Source organism: Sphingomonas sp. (assembly GCF_025353885.1).
Lineage (GTDB): Bacteria > Pseudomonadota > Alphaproteobacteria > Sphingomonadales > Sphingomonadaceae > Sphingomonas_O.
In genome coordinates this window covers 22866-48557 of the sequence record NZ_JANXNX010000068.1, presented here as the reverse complement: position 1 = coordinate 48557, position 25692 = coordinate 22866, and the positions used below count along the sequence as shown (strand labels likewise).

General features: G+C 58.4%; 23 protein-coding genes and 1 pseudogene. 11 read left to right on the top strand and 13 right to left on the bottom strand.

Annotated features, from left to right (window positions below; all coding sequences use genetic code 11):
• Positions 1 to 17: 17 nt before the first annotated feature.
• From Q0R02_RS07485 to Q0R02_RS07470, 4 genes are all read right to left on the bottom strand, one after another.
• The gene (locus tag Q0R02_RS07485) at positions 18 to 935 is read right to left on the bottom strand and encodes an MBL fold metallo-hydrolase (protein ID WP_293882077.1); all 918 of its coding nucleotides are present in this window, start codon (positions 933 to 935) and stop codon (positions 18 to 20) included.
• A complete protein-coding gene (locus Q0R02_RS07480) occupies positions 932 to 2302 on the bottom strand; it encodes an MFS transporter (protein WP_293882075.1) in 1371 nt (456 codons plus the stop codon). Before Q0R02_RS07480 ends, Q0R02_RS07485 begins: the two co-directional genes overlap by 4 nt.
• Before the next feature lie 23 nt (positions 2303 to 2325).
• Positions 2326 to 4563 (bottom strand): TonB-dependent receptor, encoded by a 2238-nt coding sequence (locus Q0R02_RS07475; RefSeq protein WP_293882073.1) that lies wholly within the window; start codon positions 4561 to 4563, stop codon positions 2326 to 2328.
• Between the two features lie 702 nt (positions 4564 to 5265).
• Positions 5266 to 6741, bottom strand: coding sequence for an aldehyde dehydrogenase family protein (locus Q0R02_RS07470; RefSeq protein ID WP_293882072.1), 1476 nt, complete (start codon positions 6739 to 6741; stop codon positions 5266 to 5268).
• A gap of 79 nt (positions 6742 to 6820) precedes the next feature.
• On the opposite strand from Q0R02_RS07470, the gene Q0R02_RS07465 reads away from it, so the two are divergent.
• Positions 6821 to 7927 carry an iron-containing alcohol dehydrogenase gene (locus tag Q0R02_RS07465; RefSeq protein WP_293882070.1) on the top strand — a complete coding sequence of 369 codons (1107 nt, stop codon included), beginning with the start codon at positions 6821 to 6823 and terminating at the stop codon, positions 7925 to 7927.
• Between the two features lie 2 nt (positions 7928 to 7929).
• Positions 7930 to 8820 (top strand): MarR family winged helix-turn-helix transcriptional regulator, encoded by an 891-nt coding sequence (locus tag Q0R02_RS07460; RefSeq protein WP_293882068.1) that lies wholly within the window; start codon positions 7930 to 7932, stop codon positions 8818 to 8820.
• Here Q0R02_RS07460 and Q0R02_RS07455 read toward each other — a convergent pair.
• The 7 genes from Q0R02_RS07455 to Q0R02_RS07425 form a co-directional block, all read right to left on the bottom strand.
• Entirely contained in the window at positions 8790 to 9980 is a 1191-nt protein-coding gene (locus tag Q0R02_RS07455) for a HupE/UreJ family protein (RefSeq protein WP_293882066.1), read from the bottom strand. The genes Q0R02_RS07460 and Q0R02_RS07455 overlap by 31 nt on opposite strands.
• Positions 9977 to 10882 carry a peptidylprolyl isomerase gene (locus tag Q0R02_RS07450; protein ID WP_293882064.1) on the bottom strand — a complete coding sequence of 302 codons (906 nt, stop codon included), beginning with the start codon at positions 10880 to 10882 and terminating at the stop codon, positions 9977 to 9979. Before Q0R02_RS07450 ends, Q0R02_RS07455 begins: the two co-directional genes overlap by 4 nt.
• Positions 10879 to 11631, bottom strand: coding sequence for a c-type cytochrome (locus Q0R02_RS07445; RefSeq protein ID WP_293882062.1), 753 nt, complete (start codon positions 11629 to 11631; stop codon positions 10879 to 10881). The genes Q0R02_RS07450 and Q0R02_RS07445 overlap by 4 nt, the downstream gene beginning before the upstream one ends.
• A gap of 371 nt (positions 11632 to 12002) precedes the next feature.
• Positions 12003 to 12371 carry a DUF6152 family protein gene (locus Q0R02_RS07440; RefSeq protein ID WP_293882060.1) on the bottom strand — a complete coding sequence of 123 codons (369 nt, stop codon included), beginning with the start codon at positions 12369 to 12371 and terminating at the stop codon, positions 12003 to 12005.
• 37 nt (positions 12372 to 12408) lie between these two features.
• Complete coding sequence (locus Q0R02_RS07435; protein WP_293882058.1) at positions 12409 to 13182, bottom strand: hypothetical protein; 774 nt, start codon at positions 13180 to 13182, stop codon at positions 12409 to 12411.
• 124 nt (positions 13183 to 13306) lie between these two features.
• Positions 13307 to 14341 (bottom strand): amidohydrolase family protein, encoded by a 1035-nt coding sequence (locus Q0R02_RS07430; RefSeq protein ID WP_293882056.1) that lies wholly within the window; start codon positions 14339 to 14341, stop codon positions 13307 to 13309.
• Positions 14332 to 14982: a nuclear transport factor 2 family protein gene (locus Q0R02_RS07425; protein ID WP_293882054.1), complete on the bottom strand. Its 651-nt coding sequence runs from the start codon at positions 14980 to 14982 to the stop codon at positions 14332 to 14334. Before Q0R02_RS07425 ends, Q0R02_RS07430 begins: the two co-directional genes overlap by 10 nt.
• 181 nt (positions 14983 to 15163) lie before the next feature.
• On the opposite strand from Q0R02_RS07425, the gene Q0R02_RS07420 reads away from it, so the two are divergent.
• The 9 genes from Q0R02_RS07420 to Q0R02_RS07380 all read left to right on the top strand — a co-directional run bounded on the left by Q0R02_RS07420 (position 15164) and on the right by Q0R02_RS07380 (position 24912).
• Entirely contained in the window at positions 15164 to 15958 is a 795-nt protein-coding gene (locus tag Q0R02_RS07420; RefSeq protein ID WP_293882052.1) for an alpha/beta hydrolase, read from the top strand.
• A gap of 330 nt (positions 15959 to 16288) precedes the next feature.
• The gene (locus Q0R02_RS07415; protein ID WP_293882050.1) at positions 16289 to 18637 is read left to right on the top strand and encodes a TonB-dependent receptor; all 2349 of its coding nucleotides are present in this window, start codon (positions 16289 to 16291) and stop codon (positions 18635 to 18637) included.
• Positions 18638 to 19348: 711 nt separating this feature from the next.
• The gene (locus tag Q0R02_RS07410) at positions 19349 to 19762 is read left to right on the top strand and encodes a MerR family transcriptional regulator (protein ID WP_293882049.1); all 414 of its coding nucleotides are present in this window, start codon (positions 19349 to 19351) and stop codon (positions 19760 to 19762) included.
• 439 nt (positions 19763 to 20201) lie between these two features.
• On the top strand, positions 20202 to 20792 hold the full coding sequence (locus Q0R02_RS07405) for a hypothetical protein (RefSeq protein ID WP_293882048.1): 591 nt from the start codon (positions 20202 to 20204) through the stop codon (positions 20790 to 20792).
• A 306-nt stretch (positions 20793 to 21098) separates the two neighbouring features.
• A complete protein-coding gene (locus tag Q0R02_RS07400) occupies positions 21099 to 21824 on the top strand; it encodes an alternative oxidase (protein ID WP_293882047.1) in 726 nt (241 codons plus the stop codon).
• A gap of 184 nt (positions 21825 to 22008) precedes the next feature.
• Positions 22009 to 22452 (top strand): DUF6544 family protein, encoded by a 444-nt coding sequence (locus Q0R02_RS07395; RefSeq protein WP_293882046.1) that lies wholly within the window; start codon positions 22009 to 22011, stop codon positions 22450 to 22452.
• Positions 22453 to 22728: 276 nt separating this feature from the next.
• Positions 22729 to 23853 (top strand): PAS domain-containing sensor histidine kinase, encoded by a 1125-nt coding sequence (locus Q0R02_RS07390; protein WP_293882044.1) that lies wholly within the window; start codon positions 22729 to 22731, stop codon positions 23851 to 23853.
• Positions 23850 to 24461, top strand: a complete 612-nt coding sequence (locus tag Q0R02_RS07385; protein ID WP_293882043.1) for a response regulator — start codon at positions 23850 to 23852, stop codon at positions 24459 to 24461. The genes Q0R02_RS07390 and Q0R02_RS07385 overlap by 4 nt, the downstream gene beginning before the upstream one ends.
• 91 nt (positions 24462 to 24552) lie before the next feature.
• A complete protein-coding gene (locus tag Q0R02_RS07380) occupies positions 24553 to 24912 on the top strand; it encodes a response regulator (RefSeq protein ID WP_293882042.1) in 360 nt (119 codons plus the stop codon).
• 258 nt (positions 24913 to 25170) lie between these two features.
• On the opposite strand, the pseudogene Q0R02_RS13815 reads toward Q0R02_RS07380, so the two are convergent.
• Positions 25171 to 25360: pseudogene (locus tag Q0R02_RS13815) on the bottom strand (glycine zipper 2TM domain-containing protein); the annotation flags it as partial.
• A 47-nt stretch (positions 25361 to 25407) separates the two neighbouring features.
• Positions 25408 to 25680 (bottom strand): hypothetical protein, encoded by a 273-nt coding sequence (locus tag Q0R02_RS07375; protein WP_293882040.1) that lies wholly within the window; start codon positions 25678 to 25680, stop codon positions 25408 to 25410.
• Positions 25681 to 25692: the final 12 nt, after the last annotated feature.

Sequence of the window (25692 nt, the reverse complement as noted above, 5' to 3'; positions counted from 1 at the left end):
CCTGACTGACAATTACTCTAATGTTTGACGATGTTGGTCCAAGGCGGGCTCGCTGGCGGATAGCCCTTCGTCAGCTCGTCAAAGACGGTCCGAGTGAAACTGAAAAACATTGGGTTGGCACCGGGTTCGGGCAACGCAGTCTCTACGTCGCTGAGTGACTTGCCTTGCTCAACCATGGTTTTGACCGCCGCACGTCGTTCCTCGGCATCATGAACGCGCGCTTCAAGCTGCGCCTTTGTCTCCAGGCTGCCGTGGCCCCCAACATAAGTCGTAGCGTCAAGGGCGAGCATCGCCTTCATTGTGGCGATCCAGCCAAGCGAAGAGCCCCCGAAATGAATGACAGGGAATCGCCCGAGGTTGGTCGTTACAACGTCACCCGCGTAGACAATCTTTTGAGCCGGAAGATAGACAATCAAGTCGCCGCTGGTGTGCGCGGGGGCGATATGGATAAGCTGTATTCTGACGCCATCTAGGGTGACCGTCTCATTTCCGGCGATCGTGTGGGATGGTTTGTGGGTAACCACTCGCTTGTACACGCTAGTCAGTGGTCCCCCGGTCGGATCGTTTGATGACGCAACCACTTCGCTCCAGGTGTTCTCGTGTTCGATCAGCCGCGCGGCCGCCGGATAGAGCGGAACGCCCGCGACGTGATCTGGATCGGCGTGCGTGACGATAATTGTGGAAATCGGTTTGTCAGTGAGTTTAGCGATTGCCGCCAGCTCTTGCTTGACCATATCGGGGCTCATCTCGGCGTCGATGACGATTACGCTCGTTTTACCGACGATGAAGCCGGTGTTGGCGCGCCCCCCCTCGATCCAATAGGCCCCGCCACGGAGCGGCTTGACCATGAGCACTTGCGGCGGGCCCGGCCGCTCCTGAGCGATCGCCACACTCGACGTCGCAAGCAGGCCGCCAATGAGAAGAGATTTGATCACGCACGATGTCCTTCGATTGGGGAGACAATGACTTCGCTCACATGAACGCCCCCGAAATGGCGCCAGCACGCCCAGGCGAGCGCTGCGCTGGCAACTGCACCGACAGCGAGTAACGAAGCGGGCGCGAGAGTGAGTTCCTGGGCGGGCAAATTCATGCCGAGCAAAATCCCACCCACCACCGGAGCGGCAAGTGCCCCAAGACGGCCTGCGGACTGCGTCCAGCCTGTGCCGAGCGAGCGGATTGGGGTTGGATAAAGGACGCCGAGAAGGCCCGTCATGCCACATTGCACGCCCACGACGCAGAAACCCGCACCCGCTATCACCAGCGCGTGCATGACCGGAGACAAGCCGGGCAAAACCATCGCTGCAACCAGCGGGCAGCCAAGCGCAAAAAGTATGACCAGTGGCACAACGCCAAGCCGGTCAATGATGAACATCATGACGATGCCCCCCAAAAACCCTCCAAGCGAAAACTGGGCCGCGATTGTACTTGCTTGCGCCGTTGTCGCCCCGCTCGATTGCAGCAACGTCGGCAGCCACGTGAGCGAGAAGAAATTGGCCATCTGGTTGGCTGCCTGGCAGATCCAAAGCAACGGCGTGATCAGCGCAAATGGTCCAGCAAACAACGCCGAAGTCGATCCGCGCGATGTCGACGGCACGGTCGCGGCGATCGTGATGCGGGCGTCGGGATCAATAGCGAGATCGGGTCGGAGCAGACGAGCAAGCTCTCGAACACGATCGTTGCGATCGCCACGGACCAGAAGGTATTTGATACTTTCGGGTAGCACGAAAACAGAAATCAACGCGATTGCGAGTGGCAGAACTCCCCCAATGACGAGAAGAACCCGCCATCCATAAAGGGGGACCAACGCGGCCCCGAGCAAGCCTGGAAGCGCAATCCCCAGAACGATGCCAAGGGTGATCAATACGATCAGTCGTCCCCGCGTCCGGCGCGGGGTCAATTCAGCGACCAGTGCGACGACGTTAGGAATGACGCCGCCAAGCCCCACGCCTGTTATAAAGCGTAGCACGACGAAATGCGTGACCGAAGTCGCCCCCATCGTGACCAGCGTGGTGAGGCCGATAACGGTCAGACCGAGCACAATTATGCGCTTTCGCCCATATCTGTCGCCAAGATAGCCGAGCAGCGGGCCACCGATCATCATTCCGATAATGCCGGCAGAGAATGCAGGAACCAAGGCACCCTGTGCGAGATGCCATTCCTTCGACAACTCGGGCGCGATATAGCCCATGGCTGCTAAATCGAAACCGTCGCTGATGAGCGCGAGCGCCGCTATGACAATCAACAGTATAGTGGACACCTGTACGGGCCGCCCATCGACCAGGGTGTCGAGATCGATCGTCACTGGCGCCTGCCTATCCAATGTCATCAGAATTTGGCCGCAACGCGCACGCCGTAGGTCCTTGGTGCAGTTGTATATGCAACCAGGACACCACCAAAGGCAAATGGCGCAGCAAGCAGGCGCTTGTTTTCGATGTTGCGGACATACGCGCCGATCGACCAGCGATCGTTTTCGGGACTGAAGGTTATCTGTGCGTTGCTTGTCCAACTGGCCGACTGCAACTGCTCGGGCTGGTATTCAAAGCCCATGAATCGCGATGACTTGTACTGGGTGTCGGCGTTGAGCACGAGCTTATAATTACCGACGGGCACCGTCTGCTGCGCCGACAGGTTCACGGTCCATTTCGGCGAATTGAAGGATGGCAGACCCGCGCAATTAACGACGATGCTAGCTGGGATCGTCGCCGGGACCGAAGCTGCCGTCGGGCACCCGGTACGAGACTGTAGCGCCGCGGATGTCGAGTAGGTAAAGCTATCATTGACGGCATCCAGATATTGCACGTCGGCACCGAGCACAGTGGTTGGCGTCAACAGGAAGCGTGTTTCCACCTCAAAGCCTTTGATCGTCGACTTTCCGATGTTTTCCGTAATGCTGTTGGCGCTCGGTGGGCGGCCGCGGTCAAAACCTGGATGCGCGGTCTGCTGGTTGCGATATTTCCAATAAAAACCCTCCAGATTGATTTGCAGGCGGTTGTCAAAAAAGCGGTTCTTCGACCCCAGCGTGAATGCTGTTATAAACTCAGGTTCGAATGTCTCAAACCCTACCGCTGTATTAAAGCCACCCGAACGAAAGCCAGTCTCGACGCTGGCGTAAAGCAGCGACCTGGGGCCAACGTCGAATTCTACAGCGCCGCGATAGGTGGGATGCGTGAATGTGGACCGCCTGACAAATACAGTGTCGCTGCGGCTGACCGTTGTACCCGCAACGGGGCCGGGAACCACCTGGCCGTTCCCTGCCGGCACCGCGAAGGGCAACTGACTTAGGTACGGTACGGACGGTGGAAGGATCGTATTTATGCACGTGAAGGGTACACTACAGTTAACTGAGATCGCGATCCGACTGGCATCGAGAGTCTTTGTGTCGTGAGTATACCGGACACCGCCGACAAGACGCAGCTTATCTGTAAGATGAGCGGTGACTCGCCCGAAAAACGCATAGGAATCAGTTTTCTGGCTTGTCGTATTAAAGCTCGCGTTGCTGCCAAAAGTAGTTGTGTCGCCGCGTAACGATACATCCTCATTAAAATAGAAACCGCCCAGCGTGTAGTCAAATAGCCCGATTTTGCCGGCGAACCGGGCCTCCATCGAATACTGGAGATCGCGCTGGTCGTTGTTCGACGGGAACCCGCCTGCCGGGTTAAGATTTCGGATCCGATCGAACCGGATCGCAGGCTCAAGCGTCAATACGCCCGCGCCGGTATCATATTCGACTACCGCGTTCGTACCGAAAAAATCGCTATTCTGAAAAATCTGAGGGAAGGGGTCGCGCCGCGCACGAACCTGCCCGATCGCACCGGCGCCAAGCGCCTGAAAATAAGCCTGCGACGCAGGTGAATTCACCCCTTCCGAGCGGGACAGGCCCGACGGTGTGAACGTTGTTGCCGTGTAGCGTCCGAGATAACTCCAACTGCCTCCGCGGCCGCCCAGATGGGTGTAATCCCCCGACACCCGCACCATAAGCTGTGGGGTAAGCTGTGCTTTCAACTGAATTCGGAGGGCATCAGACTTATTATCGGAGGTGCCGTCATTGTTGTAGCCGTCGCGATTGTGGATAGCGCCAGACACGCGCATCGCGCCATTTTCGCCAAGTGCGATATTGGCCGCCCCCTCTATCGCGAGGTCGTTGAAGTTGCCGTAGGAGGCTGTGGCATAGCCCGAAGTTTCGCCAAGCTTGGGCTGCGTAGGCAGAATGTTAATCACACCAGCCGTGGCGTTGCGCCCGTATAATGTGCCTTGTGGGCCCTTGAGCACTTCGATGCGCTCGAGATCGTAAAACGTACCCGATGTCGAATTGATGCGGCCCAGATACACACCGTCGTAATTGAAGGCGACGGCGGGATCGCTCGTTACGGAGACCGAAAAGTTTCCGACACCGCGAATGAACGATGCGTTCGACGCGCCGATCTGCTGAATGGTCAGGGCTGGGACCAGCGAACTCAGCGTGGTCACATTGGCGACACCACCGCGAACGATATCGGCTCCGCCGACTACGCTGATGGCAACTGCCGCTTTTTGCGCAGTCTCAACCTTGCGCTGTGCCGTCACGATAATGTCCGCAAGACCGGTGCTTGCCGGGTCAGTACCGTCGGGTGAAGTGACCGTGGGAGTGCCACTTGTCGTTCCCTGAGCCTGGACTGCACCTGCTGCTGTACATGCAATGAAAGCTGTCGTCGCAAAAAGGAAACTGCGCAATTTGATATCCCCTACCTATTTTTTCCGCGTCGGAATGGCCGCGCGGGTTTTTATTATGTTGGGCAATCGACGCTTCGATTGCCGCATCCGGACTGCTCGGGTCCTTCGCAGTCTTGGGTAGAAACTGCCCTAGGGCGACAATAGATAGTCTTGTTGTGCACGTGATGCCCGTTTGTAATCGGGGGTCGCCGAAGGAAACCTGTCGTCAGCATCCGACAGATCTATCAAGTATCCAGCGGGAAAATCTCAGGGGAAGACGATGGCGCGCGGAGGTAATGCTGCAAGCAAATTCAGAGCTTTCCCAAGCTGAAATTCAGCGAGCCAATTCTGAAGACAGGGCAACTCGTCGCAAAGCGCTCAGTACACGACGGTGCTCGGCGATGCGTCCTTCGTTGAATATGCCCCGGAACCGAGCCTAAAGCCGCTGGACTTGGACGGCGGACGTGCGCCGCCGATCTAAAAAAGTGTTTCTTCGGGTTGTCGCACGACTTCCCTTACATCGCGACAGCGCCGTCGGCTCAGCGTGCACCGCGTCCGCACGGCGATATTGGCGGATTAGAACGGATACATGCCCGGGCCGCTGCTCATCGTCATAAGGCGCAGCTCGGTGAAATCTTCGATAGCATAATGGCCCGAGCGCCCCCAACCACTGTCCTTGACGCCGCCGACCGGCAAGGCCGCCTCGCTCGCCATCGTCGGCGCGTTGATATGGACGATGCCGCTGTGAAGTCGGTGCGCCATCGCGAGACCGCGCGCATGGTCGCGCGTCATGATCGACGAACTGAGCCCATAGGGCGTGTTCTGTGCGCCCGCGAGCGCAATTTCGGCATCATCGAACGCCTCGACGACGAGCAGCGGGCCGAAAGTTTCGTCGCATCCGGTCGTGCAGATTGCGTCCTTCGGCACGTTGGTCAAGATCGTCGGCTCGTGAACAAGCCCTTCAGCCTTGCCGCCAGTCACGAGCGTTGCGCCGCGATCAAGCGCATCTTTAATGCGCGCCTGGGTCTGCGCGAGTGCCGCCGCGTTAATCAATGGCCCGATTATTACACTCGGGTCGATCGGATTGCCCTGTTTCAGCGCCGCAGTCTTCGCAGCGAGCTTTTCAACATAGGTGTCATGCAGCGATCTCGCGACGTAGACCTTACGCGTATTCATGCAAACTTGGCCCTGATGCAGGAACGCACCGAACACCGTGGCCTTGACCGACTCGTCAATATCGGCGTCGTCCAGGATCAGCATCGGATTGTAACCGCCCAGCTCCATAACCATCCGCTTCAACGCCTGCCCAGCCCGGGCGCCCAGGATCCGCGCGGTCTTGTCCGATCCCGTAAAGTTAATGCATCGGACGGCGGGATCGGCGAAAAACACATCGGCAATTGCCTCAGCCGCGCCTGGAGCGTGGGTAACGACGTTGAAGCTACCTTTGGGAAATCCTGCCTCCTCCAAAATCTCGGCGTGGACCAGCCCGGCAGACATCGGCGCTTCTTCGGATGGCTTGATCACCGTCGTATTACCGAACGCCATCGGCAGCAGAAACGTACGCCATGCAAGGTAGAACGCGCCGTTCCAAGGCGTGAAGCCGGCGACGACTCCGAGCGGCTTGCGTGCGACGAGCGCGGTGCGACCAGGGACATCACTGTGCATGATATCTCCTTGGGGCAAATAACCCCAACTTGCCGCCTGACGCAGCATAGCGACCGACAGCTTGACCTGGAACGCGGCAAAAGTGCGACTTGATCCATTTTCAACAGCCATCAGCTTGACGGCATCTTCCAATCGGCGCTCGGTAATGTCAGCTGCCTTCAGGAACAGCCGCTGTCGTTCGCCGGGGGGAAGGGCTGCCCAAGCGGGAAAGGCTGCGGTCGCGGCGTCCACCGCCGCCTGCGCTTCAACACGCCCACCTGCAGCGATATTGGCGACGCATGAGCCGTCGAAGGGATTGTAATCAGGGTATGTCGCGCCTCCTTCTGGAGACCATGTGCCGTTGATGAAGTGGGTCGTGCGCGCAAAATCGGACTGGAAACTGGACATGGTGCAACAACCCTATGCTCGACAAACTAGTTCGGCTTCCTTACTAACTGTAATCAATTAAATCAAGAAAGGATCGACGATGGCTATGGTGTTTGTTTTGCCGAAGCTCGTTTTCGGATCGGGATGCCTTGCATCACTAAGTGTTGAGCTAGGTGCAGCGCGCGCGCTGTTGATCAGCGATCGGGGCATTGAACGCGCCGGGCTCGTGGCCAAGGTAGCTGCCGCTGCAAATTTTTCTGCGACGTTCCTTGATGTTCCGGAAAATCCAACAATTGCGGGCGCCGATGCAGCACTGGCCGCGTTTCGAAATGATAAATGCAACGTGATCGTTGCGCTCGGCGGCGGGTCGGTCCTCGATACTGCCAAGCTTGTCGCTGCTGCTGCGGGCACCGGCTGTGCAAGTACTGGCGAACTGCTCGGTCGTCCGGACGCCGTGCGCGCGGTCGCCATGCTGATTGCGATTCCAACGACGGTCGGAACCGGCAGCGAAAGTTCGCCGGTTGCCGCGCTACACCGCGACCCGCAAGCGCCAGCGATTGGCACCCGCTCGCTGATGCTCGTTCCGCATGTTGCGCTGTGCGATCCAGATCTTGTCAGTACCCTGCCGCCGCGCTTAATCGCGGCAACTGCGGTCGATGCGCTGTCGCATTGTATCGAGGGTTATTTCGCAAACCCCACCCATCCGTTGATCGATGCACTTGCGCTCGACGGCATCGCGCGCGTCGTCGCCAACGCTGCGGCGGCGATGATCCCTGACGGCCCTGAGGGCCCCGAAGCACGCGCCTCGCTGATGGCTGCGGCCTTTGCAGGCGGAGCTGCGATCCATAAGGGTCTTGGTCCCGCACATGCTATTGCGCTCGTTTGCGGCGATCAGGACATCCACCACGGTACGTTGGTTGCCATAGCGCTGCCATCGACGACCGCGCTGTTGGCGCGCCACGTGCCGGCAAAAGGCGCGCGTGTCCGGGCGGCGATGGGCCTTGCTGCCGACGCGAACCTTGGCGACTTCCTCCGGGAATTCATTCACTCGCTGGGACTGCCGGACACGCTGGCGGCCGCCGGATATCGTTTTGACGACAGCGATGCGCTGGTCCGAGACATGGTCGCCAGCCATTTCAACCGCACTAGCCCCTATGCCCCATCACACGCCGACTACGCGGCGTTGCTTAAGGGAATGCGCCGCTGAGAATGGCGACGCTCGTGATGCAGTCTGAGGTTGGGTGGCGCACCGAAAATCTGGGAGCCTTGTTGTTCGCGGCGCGGAACCGCGCCGTTCAGGCAAAACTCGCCGTGCTTTACGGGCAGGGCCATGCGATAGTAACCGATGCGCAACTCGCGCTTTTTCACAACCTGGATCGTAGCGGCGCACGACCGACGCTGATCGCCGAGCGCGCCGGTTTGACGAAGTCGAGCATTTCAGAACTGGTTGAGCGCGCGGTTGTGATGGGTCTGGTAGAGCGTGTTGCCGACCCGCACGACGGTCGCGCCAAGCGAATATGCTATACGCCGCCGGGACTTGCCTTCCTCGAGCTGCTCGAAACCGCGATTGCGGTCGCGGACGACGGATTTTTGGCCGCCGTTGGTCCAGTGGCAATGCGGCACACCGTGGCGACGCTCGCACAATATGCCGAATTGGATGGGACCGCAGCAAGCGGCAATATCGGAAGGCTATTTGGGCGCGCGGCCAGACGTTTCGTTGGCGATGTGCTGGCCCGAACCGACGGCAATATTGGCGAGCCGCGGCTAATGCTGTTTCGGGCGCTCGATCTGGACGGGACGCGGCTGACTGACGTCGCCGCGCGGAGCAATGTGACGAAACAAGCGATGCGGGAAACGATAGCGCTCGCGGTGCAGGCGGGCTTTATCGAGGCACGGCCAGACCCCGAGGACGGGCGCGCACGACTGCTTGCCTTCACACCTACCGGGCTGACCGTTCTCGCCCAGTTGCGGCTGGCGGTGACCGACGCTGAGCGCGACGTAGCCTGTCTGTTGGGCGACCCGGCGCTTGGCGATCTGCGACGACAGCTGAAAACTTGGCTGGCTACAGATCAGGCGAAGCTGCGCCCGACGAACCAATAGGTACCGACCCCGACCAGCGCTGCGGCGGCAAAATCAACGACAAGCGGGCGCGGCAGTGCAAGCCCGTAGCGGCGCAATACTGCCACCAAGCCGATCAACACCAGCACGACGCTCAACTGGCCGGCCTCCACGCCGACGTTAAATCCTACGAGAATCTCTGCGAGCTTTTCGGTCGGCAAGCGACTTTCAAGTAGATCGGCGGCAAAACCGAAGCCGTGGATCAACCCAAAGACGAGCGTCACGACCAGGCGGAGCCGCCCAGCGTCGCGCAGATACCCCGAAATCAACAAGTAGTTGACCGAAAATATTGCTGCTCCGATCAACAGGAGTGGCGGCAGGAGGCCGATGCCCGCCAAGCGCAGCCCCGCCATCACGGCGAGCGCGAGCCCGGTAAAGAGCGCCACCGTGCCAGGGCGTTTGGATGCCAGTCCCACGTTTTCGGCACCGATCAACGCTATAGTCAGCGCTACAAGCGCGTCGATAAACTCGGCATGCGGACGGATGATCCCGGTGACTGCAAGTGCGAGCGTAAGGCTATGACCAAGCGTGAAACCGGTTATGACGAAGACGAGGTCTTTCGTGCGTCGCGAAATCAGCACCAGCCCGACTAGGAAAGAGATGTGATCGATGCCGGTGAAGATGTGCATGACACCCATGCCGACAAAGCGGATGAAGCTGGCGGTGGCCAGTCCATTGCCATCGGCATCGGCGAGGTCGAGACCTTGGTCGTCGGCGGTGATTAGTTGTTCGATGAAATCGCCATCGGGGCGTTGCACCTGGGCAAAGTTGATGTGCGTCGGAATGGCATCGAAGAAGGCGATGTCGATCAGCCGCAATCTGTTGCCGGAAGAACAGAGGAACTGCAATTCGGCACGACGGAACCCGGCGGCTGCTGCGAGCATGTGCGGCTCCCCGATCAGTTTGCAGGGGACACCCGATGCCGTCGCGCCAAGGCGCGGCGTCAAATAAGCAAGGAACGCGGCGTTGTCGGGCCGAAGCCCGGCGGGCGTGATCCTAATCGTCTCGGTGTCGGCGACGCTGAAGCTCATGCGGACGTTGGGCCCGTCAATCGTCCATGTACTGTGTGACTGGCTGCGCGTGTGCGCGAACGCGGGTGCCGCCCAAGCGAGCAGCACGATCGTCAGCAGCACGCGTATCATTCGAAGCCTCTCGCGACCTGGATGTCGGCGCGCTTGTGCAGGAAGCGTTCGTTGGCTGCGGTGAGCAATTTGGTCTGCGCTGCGACCAGCGCGCTGAGCACCCGGTCGCGGACTTTTTCAAAGGGCGGCGGCACAGGTTGGACATTGCTACGGACAACGATGAGGTGAATGCCATCGGGCAATATGATCGGCACCGAAACTGCGCCCGGTTTCATCGCTCGCGCTGCAGCAAAGAGCCGGTCGCCGAGATGGATGCGCGCGGCGAAATAAAACTCCTCGCCCTGTGTCATCAGTGACGATCTAGTTGAGGCGCGGCCTTCGATTGCTTCGTTGCCGCGCGCCGCGATCAGTGCGTTTCGCGCAGCTGCTATCCGGGCTGGCGTAGATGTGGCCGGCAAGACGTAATCGGCGAGGGCAAGCCTGCCTTCGTCGGCAAAGTCGTTGCTATGGCTGTCGTACCAAGAGCGCAGCTCAGCTTCGCTCGGCTGTGCCATCGTTGCATCGGAAGCGCTCTGCGCCTCTACCGATCCGGTCAGGGCGGCTCGCACTTCGATCGTATCGGCTTGCATGCCGAGCTCGATGCCGCGTTGAACATAAAGTTCTTCGCGGATCATGTCAGCAAGGACCTTCTGCTTTTGTGGTCGTGTCGCCTCCGCCAGCGAAACATCGTCGACCGCGCGAAGCTGCTGAATGAAATCGCTCATTAGAATTGGTACTTGATTGACCGTCGCGACGTTTTCCGCGGCGACTCCACTGGTGCGTGTGCCATGGGCGGTAAACAGCCCAAGTCCGGCAATCGCGAGGCCAAAAAGCGCGCCGATTCCGCAGAGTATCAGCGAGCGTCGTGCGCTCGGTTCGCTTAATGCCCAAGCATTGGCGGGGGCGCCGTCGATAACGCTCATCGGGCAATCCTTTGCGGTTGGGACAGCGACGCGACATATACCGCGACCGCGCGCGCTTCCACCGGCGACAGCTTCGATTTGAAGGCCGGACTGAAACCATGACGCCCGTAGGCGATCGACCGCGCAATGCTCGCCGCCGAGCCATCGCCATAGAGCCAGACGTCATCGATGAGGCTTGGAGCGCCGATCGCGTCATTTCCGCCACCGTCGGCGGCGTGACAATCCCAGCAGCCACCGCTGCCCGCAAACAGAATTGCACCGCGTCCGGCAGCCGGTGCGTCGGCCGGGTTGCCTCGGCGCTGCATCAGATACTGAGTAACGTCGGCAATCGCCCGCGGAGTCATAGCCGGAACCGGCTCGCTAGCCGACGGCTTGGCGCTCGCATAGGCGGGCATCGCTGCCAGGTTCCAGCCACGCGGGCTGCCCGATCGAATGCCGTAAAGCACAATCTGCTCGATTTCGGCGACGCTGCCTGTGCCATAAAGGTGCTCGCCATCGGTGAGGTCGGGAACACCGCGCCCACGGTCGGGCCGACCGTCCTGGTGACATGATGCGCAATGGTCTGCAAACTGCGTCCGACCGATGCGAAGAGCAACCGGTGCGAGCCGGGGATCGGCGAGACTACGCTCGGGGTCCGCACGCATCAGCGCGTCGCGGCCGGCGCGGTTGCTCGCTTGGCTAGCGGCAACGGCGGCAATCGCGATCGCCGCCGCGACGCCTGTCAGCCAGAGATTACGCATTCGGTTCATGACAATCGCGCTTCCAGTCGTGAATGTCTGCGTCAAACGATCAACGGTTCCGCACGGGTTGCGGCAACGGTTATCAGTGTTTGTCAGTGACGGTGTTTGCAACGATGCCAATGCCCTCGACTTGCACCGACTGGACAACTCCCCTCTCAGCTGCGTTTCGATGGCCGGGTCGGCAACGGGCAAATGCCGCCGTCAGCGAACCTCTGCGCACACGGGCCATCGCGCACAATCTTGACCAACTCCATCGCCATACCTCAATCCAGAGCGCCGAAATGTTTGGCATTCCGGTGTCGCCATTGAGCGGTGGCGGGGCAGCAACGGCAGGGGCACCCGCTAATAACAAGGCGAAGTACACCCTGCCGCGCTTCATCCTATTTCAAACGCTCGCCAAGTATCTTGCCGTTGGGCAGACGCACCGCATTGATCGCGCCGCCTTTCTCGCCGTTTTTAAGTGGCGAAATGTAGACCGTCAGCTTGTCACCGGCAGCGATCGTGCCTTTGGCAAAGCCCATACGGCGCATGACGCCCGGATTGCCGCCCTCGATGCTGTACTTGGTCCCGTCAGCCGCGACGACGAACAGCCAAGTATGTGGGCTGGTCCACTGCCAGTCCTTGACCGTCACATTCTTCAGTTCGATTTCGCGGGCCTTGTCGAACATTGCAAACGAATGGTGCGCGCTGGCGGATGCGGACAGTGCCACCGTCGCCAGGACGGCGCCCTGGATTGCCTTGCGATTCATGATCTTCTCCTTGCTCGATCGTCCGGACCGAGACGGCTCAGCGGACGTATTTATCGGGATAGTAGTTCGTAGATGGCGTACAGATGAACTCGCGCGGTTCCCAATGGGGATCGTCGAGCGCGGTATAGGTAGTGACGCTCGTCATTGTCCGGGTATAGGCAAGCGGATCGGTCAGAGTCACCGTAACGCGGAGGGTCTTTGCGTCGATGCGGTGATAGCGCTCGACGATCTTCAACGATGGGCTGTGCGGAACGCCCGTTCCGTCGATCGGATAGTCCTTCACCCCGATCAAGTCGGTGACAAGTTCGGGACCGACGTAGCGGCCGACTGCGTTGCCGTTCGAAAAATCCTCAAGGTCTTTGGCCGCTGGTTGCGCACGGCCGTCGGTCCACACCCGTCGCACCGGAATGCCATCACGGTAAAGCGTCACGCGCCCCGGCGTCTGGATGATCTGCATCGGCCCGTTCGTCCCGGTAATAAAGCGCGGCATTCCCGGTGGCAGGCAGGCGCGCACCGGATCATCCGTGCGTTTGCCCACGGCGTTGTCGGCGACGCGCTTTTTCCACACGTCGGCGAGCTCTGGCTTGAGTGGTGGTGGCCACGGCAGCCAGCCTTCCTTACTTACCCCAGCGCCGGTCGCGGCGGCTTTGTTGCGGATCCACACGCCGCTTATATCGGGCGCGGAGGGGTCGCCGTACCAGCTTAGCTGCGAGGGAGGACGAACAACGGGTAAGGTCGCCGTCTGCGCGACCGCGGCGGACCCGGCAAGCATGGACGCGGCGAACGCGGCGGTGATGAGACGCTTTGGCATGTTCTTCTCCCTCAAGCTTCGGCCAGCGGGGCTGCCGTCAATATGCGGCGCCACAAATCGCCCCCGCATACGGTGCGCGCCCGTGCCCATAAATAATGCCTCAGTCGCTCAATCTCGGGCGCCTTCACGTTGCGCTGCTGTCGAACAGCGGCGGTGCTGGCGTGATATGGAACAGCCGTTCGGCATTCTCGTGCGCAAGCTTGCGACGCGTGGCATCGGGGAGGGGAGCAGCCCTGAAAAACGGTACGGCTTCGGCCGTCTGCTCATAAGGATAATCAACGGCAAACATCGCGCGGTCATCGCCCAGCAGCCCGAGACAGAAATCAAGAGGCTGGTCGGTCATCATCCCGCTTGTCGTAATGTGGAAGTTGTCCCGAAAATACTCGCTCGGCAGACGCAACAACTGCTTCATACCTAACGGCCCCAGCCCGCCGCGTCGCACGATATTGGCATAGCGATTGTCAAGCCGCCCCAGCCAAAACGGAATTGCTTCCCCGAGATGTCCCAGCACAATCTGCAGCGTCGGGAATGCGTCAAATACGCCGCCCATGATCATCCGAACGGCGTGCATCGAAGTGTCTGCTCCGAATCCCCACAATGCGCCCATCATGCCGTAATCGGCGTAAGGCGCGATCATCGCATCGGATGGGAAGGTGGGATGCAGATAAATGGCGACGTCATGCGCAACCGCCGCCTCGAAAATCGGCCAGAATTTTGGATCGTCGAGATACTCGCCGTATGTATGCGAATTGATAATGATGCCATTTAGCTTCAGCGCACCGATCGCGCGGTTAATCTCGCGGACGGCGCGTGCGGGATCCTGAGGGGCGATTGCTGCAAGTCCGGCAAAACGTGTTGGGTGCTTTTTAATTGCGTCGGCCAGCATGTCGTTCGCCACGATCGCCAGTTCGCTACCGAGATCGGCATCGAACGCCTGGACGCCAGGTCCGGTGATGCTAAGTACATGCATATCGACGTGAAACCGGTCCATCTCGGCTAAACGATAATCGAGGTCCGTCAGTTGGCGTACCGCTTCATCCTGCTGGTAATAAATCGAGAGGTAGCGCGATGCGGCGCTGTCGATGCGCGCGCCCAGCTTGAGGTATTCCGAAATATACTCAAGCGGAGCGAATGCTTCTTCGGTTGCGATCAGGCGCATTGGGCAAACTCATGCGTTGCGGTCAGGCAGCTTGCATCGGTTCCATCCAGCCACGCTTGCCCCCGGACGCGTAAGTGCGCGGTTTCAGGCCCATGCGTCCCCGGCATCGATTTGATGACGTCGAAACCGAGCTTGGCTTGTAAATAGGCCAAGTGGCGATAGCCGACTGGAAACGAACCCAGCAATGTCGGGTCTAGCTTCAATACAGCCGCCGGGTCGAGCGGCGTTAGATGGTCGATCTCATAAATCGGCTGACGCAACCTTAACAGCCATACATCGCCAACGCGTTCCCAGGCATCCCAGAAACGACCATGGCACGAGACGTCGACTTCGACCCCGTCGATCGCGCCGCGTTGCATGATCGTGCTGCGCGTTTGCGAGATCGCGCGGTTACCCACAACATCAATGCTCGTACCGCTCATCAGGTGGAGTACGGTGATGCCTGTCTCGAATGCAAGCCGACTTCGCGTCACGAATTCAGCGCCGCTCGCTTGGAACCATGTTGTTTGCATGCGGCCCTCAGGATGCCATACCGTCGCGAACCGGTCCCAGTCGCCCCCGTCGCGCCAGATCATCCAATTATCGATCGCTTCGCGAATGGCGAGGCGATCTTGCGCAAGCGCAGGAGCGCGGTCAGACATTAATCTCTCCAAGTCCGCTTTCGCGGTTCGCTGCCGTTCTAGGGAAAGCAAATCACGCCGCCATGATCGAAATTTCGGTGGGCCGATGCCGCTGGCGCATCGGGCTTAGCGATGCTGCCAGCGTATCGGTTAAAGCCTGTTGGAGTCTATCCTGTCATACGAATTGGGCCGACAAGAGGCGATGACCGAAAAAATCCACGTGACGCATTGGGGCGATCAGGGCGAGCGAGTTGTCCTGATCCATGGCAGCGCGCAGGGTAGTAAAATCGGTGGCGACCGCCATTTTGCAAGACAACAGGGGCTGGCGGCGCGAGGATGGCAGGTCATTGTGCCGGACCGACCTGGTCACGGGCAGAGCAGCGACCCGGGGCGACCGGATGACGCCGAGGCGGATGCTATTTGGGTTGCTGAAATGTTACAGGACGGCGCTCATCTTGTCGGCCACTCTTTTGGCGGCGCTGTTGCGCTTGCGGCAGCCGCGCGGCGACCCGATGCGGTGAAATCACTAACGATCATCGAGCCAGCGATGCAGAAGCTCGCAGGCGACGATCCGGAAGTGCGCAAATTTGTAATCAGCCTCATCCGCGCTTTGCTTCTGACGCTGAGCGATGCAAAACGCGTTCAGCGCTTTGCACGCGTGGTCAATATACCTTCGTTCATCGACGGCGACCGTCCCTATGACGAAATGAAGGCGATGGGACGTGCGATCCGCAAACTTAAAATTCCCGCCAAAGCTGACGTTGCCCGCGAACTTGCCGTCGTGAAGCAGGCAAAAATCCCGCTGATGCTTGTAAGTGGCGGCTGGAGCCCGGCTTTCGATGTCGTCAGTCGCCGGGTCGCGGAAGCGGGCGGAGGCTTCCATCAAATAATCACTTCGCCGCACCATTTCCCTCAAAGCGTGTCCGAAGAGTTTAACGATCGCCTCGACGCTTTCATGCGCGCGGCAGACATGACCCCGGCAATTTCCGCCTCATAAGTGCAATCGACAACGTCCGCAGGGCTGTGTCGGGGAGTTCGCTATTCTTCTTGCACGGGCGGGAACGATCCTGGCGCCCATTAGGGCGGCATTGACCAGTCTAGGCGTTGCGGAGGCGATTGGCCACCATTGGCCGTAAAACAATGATCGCAGACGTAGCGCACAGCGCAACGATAACTCGTGTCCCCTATGCCAAACAGGCATCGTCTATCCACCAGCGAGTTCTTTTACACGCGTCTGTAAAATATGATTTTCAGTGGGCGGGGCAGCTTCAAACGACTCCGCAGAAAATTCGCGCGGGAATCGACGCGAATAATGGGGAGAATCTGGATGCGTGTATTTTTGTTGGCCAGCACGGCCGTTGTCGCCAGCACTGGCTTTACCAACAGCGCTTTTGCTCAGGTCGCTGGCCAAGCAGCGGCCAGTACGGCCGAAGCCACAGATAGCACCGCGGACGCGAGCGACACTAAAGTCGTCGATATTATCGTGACCGCGACGCGGCGTTCGCAAAGCCTCCAGGACGTGCCTGCCTCAATTCAGGCCGTATCCGCTACCCAGTTGAAAGCGTTTAAGATCGACGGTGTGCTTCAGTTGCCGAATTTGGTTCCTGGCCTCGTTGTGGCGCCATCGGGCGGCAACAATATTTACCTGCGCGGGATCGGATCCAGCAGCACCGGATATAACGAAGGCCAGACAGCGGTATATATCGACGGCCTCTACCTGCCCAATCCGGCGATGAGCATTTACTCATTCAATAATATCGAACGCATCGAGGTGCTTAAGGGTCCGCAGGGGACGCTGTACGGCCGCAATGTCACTGCTGGCTTGATCTCAGTCACAACACGCGACCCGGGCGACGCCGTGAAGGTCGACGCGTCCTTGGGCTATGGAAATTTTGATACGGTCACCGCCAACTTTTACGGCTCGACCCCGCTTTCAGACACGTTCGCTGTCAACACAGCCGTGTTCTACCAAAAGCAGGGCAAGGGCTGGTCACGCAATATATTCACCGGCAATGATGCTCAAAAATCGGAGGAGTTCGGCGTTCAGGCGAAGTTCGTCTGGAAACCTGGCGTCGACACTCGCGTTACCGGCAGCTTTATCTACGATTGGAATAATCGTACATTTGGCGCGGCGAGGCAGGTTTATCCCGGCACGCTTGGAAGCGACGGTACGCCATACCTTGGCGAATATCGCGTGACTGGCCGGTTCGACCAAACGGCGCCTTTTCATGCTAATATCGCAAGCCTGAAGATCGAACAGGATCTGGGCTTTGCTCGCCTGATGAGTTTGACCGGTTATCAATCGAGCGCGTTGAACATTCTGTTCGATGGTAGTCCGATCCTTGGCCAGCCGCTTCCCGGGCAATCATCGACGCCAACCTATTTTGCTCAGAGCAACCGGACTTGGAGCCAAGAGTTCCAGCTGACGTCCTCGGCAAAGGCAGCGCGTTTCCAATGGATCGTCGGCGCTTTCTATTATAATGACATAACGCGTCTTGAGCTAAATTCGTCCCAGACCTGTGTTGGCACAGTCTGCGCGCCCGGCACCCCGAATCGCAACTTCGGTCGACCCACGACCGAATCATATTCGGCTTATGGCGACGTCAGTTATCGATTCCTCAACGCGACAAAATTGACCGTTGGCCTTCGTTACACCGATGAAACCAAGGGTCTGACCGGATTGCTTTCGCCACTCGCAGGCTTCCCCAATTCGGTCACCGCCATTCCTGTTCCTCCCAGTACGCCCGCAGGCAATCCGCAGCCCACGGTCGTCGCCCTGACGCCCGGTCAGCCCTATACGCTCGCCGTCGGCGGAGTAACGACGTTGTTCCCCGGAATACCGACGCGGTTGCATTTTGGAAAGTTGACGTATCGCTTCGTGCTTTCCCAAGAAATCGGCAAAAACATTCGCCTCTACGCATCGCATGACTTGGGTTTTAAATCGGGTGCCTACAATGGCAATTCATTTACCAATCCGCCGGTGAACCCAGAGTTGCTTTATGCGACAGAGGTGGGCCTGAAATCGCAATTGTTCGACAACCGGCTACGGTTCAACATCGCTTACTTCCATTACACCTACAAAGATGTGCAGGTCCGCACTCAGGCACCGCCAGCGGTGCCTGGTTTCCCCATTTTGTTGAATGTCGCCAGGGAACGCATCGATGGTGTCGATGCCGACTTTGCGTTGGTTCTGATCCGCGGCCTGACCATCCAAGGTGCGTTTGAAGTTCTCAACGCAAAATTTGCCGATTACCCCGGTGCCACGTGCATCGTTCCAGGCACACGTGTCGTGGGGGGCGTCACCATCGGCGCCCCGGTTTCCCGGACATGCAATTTCGCCGGTAACCGGGTTGCTTATGCGCCACCTTTTTCAGGGTCGATCGGCGTGACCTACAAACTCGAAACGCCGACGAGGGGTGATTTCACATTCAACGTCAACGACCGCTACAATTCACCTTATCCGCTGTCCGGCGATAATTACATGATTCAGCAGTCTCATCATCTGGTCGATGCCTCGATCGGGTGGGTTGCACCCGCTGGGCATTTCGATGCCCAGCTATTCGTCCGAAATCTCACCAACCAGTATGTTTATGCCACTGGTCTGGTGTCTAACAGTTTTCAGGTAACGCCGGGCGCGCCACGGACCTATGGCGCAACGATCGGTTACCATTTTTAAGACAAAATTCTGTAATCGGTTGGGGCGATCAACGAAGTCGAAGAATAGATCAGCAATCGCCTCAACCGTAGCCAAAGGCCAAGCGCGTTTCCTTGTCCTGGGCGTACGTTTGCCGCCACCGAACCGCCAATGGATGACATTCAAAAACTGGCTCAATGAGCAGTTCACCGGCGTGGTACCGGGCATTCTCATCGCCGGGAACGTAAGAATCAAAAATTACGGATTGGCTTGATAGATTTTGGCCCGACAGGATTCGAACCTGTGACCTCTGCCTTCGGAGAGCGACAAAAGCGCCACTCATCCGCGGGAAACCGTGGAAAAGACGATGCTGAAACCCATTTTCTGGGTCAAAAAGGGCTATCAACGATACCAGTACGATACTTGAATTTAGTCAATGCGCCGACGGCTTACTGGCTCGCGGATATCTCTTCTAAGTGTCTGTGATAATTGCACTTATCACACGTCCAAGTTTGACCGTTCTCTATAAGTTGAGCTGTACGTCGAGCTAGGGATCAACCTGCGCCGATCGACGAAAACGCCTTGCTCACTGGGCAGACCAGCGTGCCGACGCGGATAGGGGCAGGTATGCTGGGGTATGACCATGCGGTAGAGGATGGCTGTTGGACGGTTCGACAATGGGGCGCTCCTGATTGCCGGAAGGCGGCACCCAACCTATCTAGAGTCCGTACCATAGTCCGGAGACAAGAGCTGATGTCGATAACGATTGCGAAGTTGGCGAAGGCGGGCGCTGTGGGGGTCGAGACCGTCCGATATTACCAGAAGCGGGGGCTGTTGAACGAACCGAATCGACCAAGCAGCGGCGGTTTTCGTAGCTACGGTGAGGCCGATGTTCGTCGGCTACGTTTTATCCGCCAAGCACAGGCAGCAGGATTCACGTTGGAGGAGATCGGCGAACTGCTGGCTCTTGAGGCCACCGAGGATAGATTGCGGGCACGCGAAATGGCGCAAGTGCGCGTGGGTGCGCTGGACGTCAAAATCGCGGTGCTGCGTTCTGCCCGAGATGCGCTTGAGCGCTTAGCTAAGGAGTGCGGCGCGGGAATAGGCAGAGCCTGCCCAATCCTATCTGCTTTCGATGGAGATTCAGCGGTCGTTCTGCCGTCGTGAAATAGATCGGGTCATTCCATTGAAGCCAGATAAAACGGTGATTGCTCGCTTCGAGCGCATATCCGCACAGCAGACGCAGTCCGTTGGCATTGAAACACCGTCTGCTGTACTGAGGCGACCATACGCCCTTAATTGGGGCTGCCGTCTCGTGAAAAGAGACATATCGCGCCTTGATCAACGGTCGGCTTCCCTGTGCCATGACAACCCAAAGGTCTGTTCAGCATTACACCGCCTGAAGATATCAGGCATCCCCATCGAGTGCCGAAACGGTACGTAGCTGGCTAGATTTGACAGTCGCGCCTCGGCTAACAGCACCTTTACCGGGTGCCATCCCACTGACAGTGCCATATTGCTGGTTCGTGGCGGAATAGTTACGACTGCGCGTAGGTGCTACATACTAATTTCCACAACGCAACGGAAACAAATTATCGACCAGTTGGTGGCCCTGTTCCTTCTCTTCGCTTTGGTCTTTGCGCTTAACCTAATTCCGGTCTTTGCGCCGCCGACGTGGATGGCCTTGGCGTTTGTAGGATTTCAGTTTCCTGAAACCGGTGCCTGGGCATTGGCTTTGATTGGTGCCGCGGCGGCGACTTTTGGGCGGCTAACATTGGCGCTGTTCTCGCATAGGATTGTCGGAAAAAAGCTGTTAAACGCAGCACAACAGACGAACATATATGTAGTTAAGCAGCGTCTAGACAAACGGCCTGTTCTGACCTTTGGTATTTTTCTGTCCTACGCATTCAGTCCCCTACCTTCGAACTTCCTGTTCATCGCCTATGGCCTGACGGGTCTTTCGTTAGCCAAAGTGGCACTGCCGTTCTTTCTGGGTCGATGCGTCAGCTATGCGTTTTTCATTGTCGGTGGCCAAGCCGCAGGGCGACGATTCCAGATCGATACGTTTGAATCAACAATTTATGCCAGTGGTTATTTTATCGTGACTCAGCTCGCGGTGATGGCTGCGCTTTATGCATTTACACGGCTTGATTGGGCAGTTTTGATTGATCAACACCGGATCGTTTGGCGACGTTAACTATTTGCGATCGCCCGCACTTAGCGTGAAAATGCTGGGGGCCGCGTCTTGAGCGATACCCACCAGGGGCGCGCGAACTCGACCAGATCGGAATTGGGCGCATCTATCATCCTGAGCATGGCCTGCCCCTGCGCACGTGTTCGTGTGGCTCACTCGCTCGGCGCCACAATGGCGGCTCAATCGGAGACGGCGCTATCAGGAGAGTTACGGATAGCCTTTGCGATCCTGGCTGGGGCAATTGGCGCCTAGGCGGAACAGTCTCAACCGACCAACCCGCATGTCGACGCCAAAAAAGGATACGAAAAAATGGCCAATACTATTCTCCAGCCCGATGCGCGCGGGCTTGCCGAAGAGCATACCGCGCAGCCCGTCATCCATCACGTTCCTGATGGGTTCTCCGACCGATTTGCGCTTGGCTTCACCAAGCTGCTGCGTTTTACGGCGGACACTTTTTTTGCCAAACGCTACGGCCACCGCGCGATCGTTCTTGAAACGGTCGCCGCCGTACCGGGTATGGTGGGGGGCATGTTCACGCATCTGACATCGCTACGCCAGATGCGCGATGACGATGGCTGGATACGCACCTTACTCGAGGAAGCCGAGAACGAGCGAATGCATTTGATGACCTTCATCGAGATTGCAAAGCCGACACTTTTCGAACGGCTGGTTATCCTCGGCGCGCAGTGGGTCTTCCTGCTGCTCTACTCGGTTCTCTACCTCGTCTCGGCGCGTACCGCCCACCGTGTCGTTGGGTATTTCGAGGAAGAAGCAGTGATCAGCTACACGCTCTACCTGAAGGAACTAGATGAGGGCCGGTCGGAGAATGTGCCGGCACCGACCATCGCTATCCATTATTGGAAGATGGCCCCCGATGCGACGCTGCGCGATGTCATCCTAATCGTGCGCGCCGACGAGGCACATCACCGCGACATCAATCACGGCTATTCCTCAAAGCTTAGCGGACAAGTCGTCGATCGGTCGCTCGCTGCGCCCTATCCCGAACACGCTACCGAGGTTCGGCTCAACGTCTGATCTTTCGCCAACGATGCCGGGGCCATTGGCGCTGGCACGTTGGGAAAAGGAGGTGCCCATGAGTTTGTAGACACCACGTTGGCCGGACCAGTGCTCGATCTGGCGATATGCGCCTTGGCGAGGGAACGCGTCGGTCGCAGTTTCACGCACGACAGACGATTGAGGTCAACGACACGGGCTTTGCGTGGCGCTCGATGTGCCCCTATTCGGCCTGATCAGCCTGGCGCATATGACCGGACCAGCGTTCGCAAAAGCGGAAATCATGCGTTATCTCGCCGAGATCGCCTGGGCTACCGACGCGATGTTGATCAATCGCTCGCTCGTCTGGTCGGTGATCGACAGTCGCACGCTCAAAGTCGCAGCAAGCTCCGAGGCGGGTCACCGCTCTGTGCGGATCGATCTCGACGACGAAGGGCGAATCGGGGGCATTTTCGCGAGCAATCGGCCTCTTTCCAACGGAAAAACCGTTGAGGAGCGGGCTTGGTCGGGGCGCTTCTTCGATTATCGCCGCCATGCGGGACGATGGTTGCCTTCGGCGCCGAAGTCGGCTGGTGCGTCAATGGTTGGATCGCAAACTACTGACGCGGAACGTTGGCAAGCTGGACCGTTGCGTAACGCGCACGCTTAATGCCACAGGGATGCGCATCGACACCCAATTGCTAAACGAAGATATTACGTGCGATTGGTTCGTACACACCGGCAACGTCGAGGGGCAATTGTCAATCGCCGGCACGTATGCGACCTGATCTTGCTGAGTTAGACGGACAACGAAGACGTGGTGGGGTGTCGCGCCACATGCTCGCCCATAGTCCGATCCTGCTTCCCCTTGTGCATTGATGCTGGCGCAGCAATCCAAGCCGAATGTGCTAGAAGGTGTCCCACGCCTATCAAACTGAGCACAATCTTGATTGAAGCAACGACAGCGACCAGCGAGGCATTGCTTCATTCAATTCTGGCGACGGTTCCGGACGCCATGATCGTGATCGACGAGGACGGCGTCATCGTGTCGTTTAGCGCTGCGGCAACAAACTTGTTTGGATTCGCCGAAAACGAGGTGATTGGGCAGAACGTCACGATACTGATGCCCGAGCCAGACAGACGACAGCATGCCAATTACATAAACCGCTATCTGGCAACAGGTCAGAAGCAAATCATCGGCATTGGTCGCATCACTGTTGGCCAGCGGCGCGACGGATCAACCTTCCCGATCGAGTTATCGGTAGGCGAGGCGAGAACTGCACACAGTCGCGTATTCACCGGCCTCATCCGTGACCTTACACGTCGCCAGGAGACCGAGGTTCGCCTCGAGGAAATGCAGGCTGAACTGGCTCATGCGTCGCGCGTCAGTGCGATGGGCACTGTGGCGTCGGCGCTGGCACACGAACTCAACCAGCCGCTGACGGCGGTAGCGAATTACGTGGAGGCCGCGCGTGGCCTGCTTAACGTGCCCAATGCTGAGAATGTCGCGATCGTCCGCGAAGCGCTTGGCGACGCCGCGATGCAAGCCGTGCGCGCGGGACAGATCGTGCGTCGCTTGCGGGACTTTATTGCGCGCGGTGACACCGACAAGCGTGTTGAAAATCTGCGCGGACTGATCAACGAGGCCAATGCGCTCGCTTTGATCGGCGTGGCCGAGCTGGGCATTGATGTCCGCCTTGACATCGATGACCGGATCACCGGCGTACTGGTCAATAAGGTTCAGGTCCAGCAGGTGCTGGTCAACCTTATCCAGAATGCCGTTGAGGCGCTCGCGGATGCATCGGTTCGACGGCTGTCGATCTCGGCAATCCCGATTGCCAACCAAATGGTCAGGATTAGCATTGTGGATACCGGACCCGGTCTCGACACCGAAGTCGAGAGTAGGCTGTTTCGACCATTCGTCCGCACAAAGGATGCTGGAATGGGCCTAGGGCTATCGATATGCCAGACAATCATCGAGGCGCACAACGGCACGATCTGGCTCGATAAGCCTGCGGACGGAGGAACGGCTTTCCGCTTCACACTTGCGGCAGCTGAGGTTGGCCAATGACCATCCCACGCCATGTGTATCTTGTCGACGATGATGAAGCAATTCGGCATTCGGCGAGCTTTATGCTGAAGACGTCTGGGTTCATTGTGACAGCATTTGCATCTGGCATAGACTTTCTGAAAGCCGCCAACGGGCTTGGTCCCGGGTGTGTCCTGCTCGACGTGCGAATGCCCGATATCGACGGGCTGGCTGTCCAGGCCGAGTTGAAGGCGCGAGGGATTGTTTTACCGGTAATCGTAATGACAGGTCATGGCGACGTAACCGTCGCCGTCTCCGCGATGAAAGGGGGGGCTGTCGATTTCCTCGAAAAACCATTCGAGAAGTTAGAGCTACTTGCGGCGCTAAGCGATGGCTTTGCCCGCATCGACCAAAGCGGGCACCGCGCCGACCGTGCCGAACGCGCGGTCGTTCGGTTGGAGGCGTTGACGCTGCGCGAGCGCGAAGTATTGCGTGGCCTTGTCAACGGTTTGCCGAACAAGACAATCGGCTACGACCTTGGAATAAGCGCCCGCACGGTGGAAATTTACCGCGCGCATTTGATGACAAAGCTCGAAGTTCGCAGCCTTGCCGAAGTCCTTCGCATCGCGTTCGCGGCAGGGTGGAGCTAATTACCCGACGACGGAGTCGGGACTTCTACGTAAAGCGCTCGCCTGTCGTTCCTGTCACCATCCTTATTAAATATGGGCCTGGGACAAGCAAATGAACGTGGTCTTTCGACGACGACGTAGCGGTGCGGAATCTCTAAGGCTGTTGCTGGCAGCGCGGGGTTACGACGTCGACCTCTATGCTGGCGGCGAGGCGCTGCTTGAGGCAAAGCTCGACAGCCGCGCGCGGACCTGCCTAATCGTAGACTATCTTATGCCGGACATCGACGGGTTGACGCTGCTTGGGCGGCTGCGAACGCAGGGCTGGTCGGAATCAGCTCTTCTGATAACGGGCCATTTTAACGCCACCCTCGAAGCGCGCGCTCTTGCTGTCGGATTTTCTCGAGTGTTCGAAAAGCCACTGGATCACGAACGATTGCTGGATTCTGTCGCGCTTTTGAAGGCCTCACTTTGAGGGTGCGAAACATCATCGCAGTGGCAACGCTCGCGATCATGGGCGCTCATGAACGGCTGACTTTGACCGGGCTACGCGTTTAGCGCTCCGTATTCAAATGAAGCACTTGCGGTGGGTGCCGAGCGATTCAGGCGCGAGATACCTGCTCGTTAACATAGCGGGCTAAACGGTGCACGATCACGCCGAGGCACCAGATTTACCCTGAGGGCAGTCGCCGCTGACCCATTCGTCGGCACCGAATACAGGACGCGACACCGGTTACCTGCAACCGTTCCGTTCAATTGCTCGGGCCCGCAAGCGCTCCACCCCCAGCGCCAATAATGGCCCCTGTCGTGCTACGTCGGTCATAATAGCCACCGCGTCCTATTTCGCCTCCCAGTAACCCTCCGACTACCGCGCCAACGATGGTGCCGGTAGTTCCGGAAGTGCAGCGCTGAGATCCCCGATACTGCTGACCTGAAGAGGAGTAGTCTTGGCGAATGACATAGGGACGGGTCACATAGACGCGCCCGAGTACGAGTCCGAATAATAACCAGCGTTATAGTCGCCGTCGTCATAAATGGCCGGGCTATCGTATGAACCATCGTAATTGCCGTCTGAATAGACATCGCGGCCATAATCGGAATAGCCGCCCACACCATAATAGGGATTATCGTATCCCGACCCAATTGAGAGGGTGATACTCCCCGCAGCAGAGGCGACCGATGGCAACGAACCCAAAACGGCTGCAACGCCCAACGCAGTTTTGAGTGATCGCTTAAATCCCACAATGTATCTCCT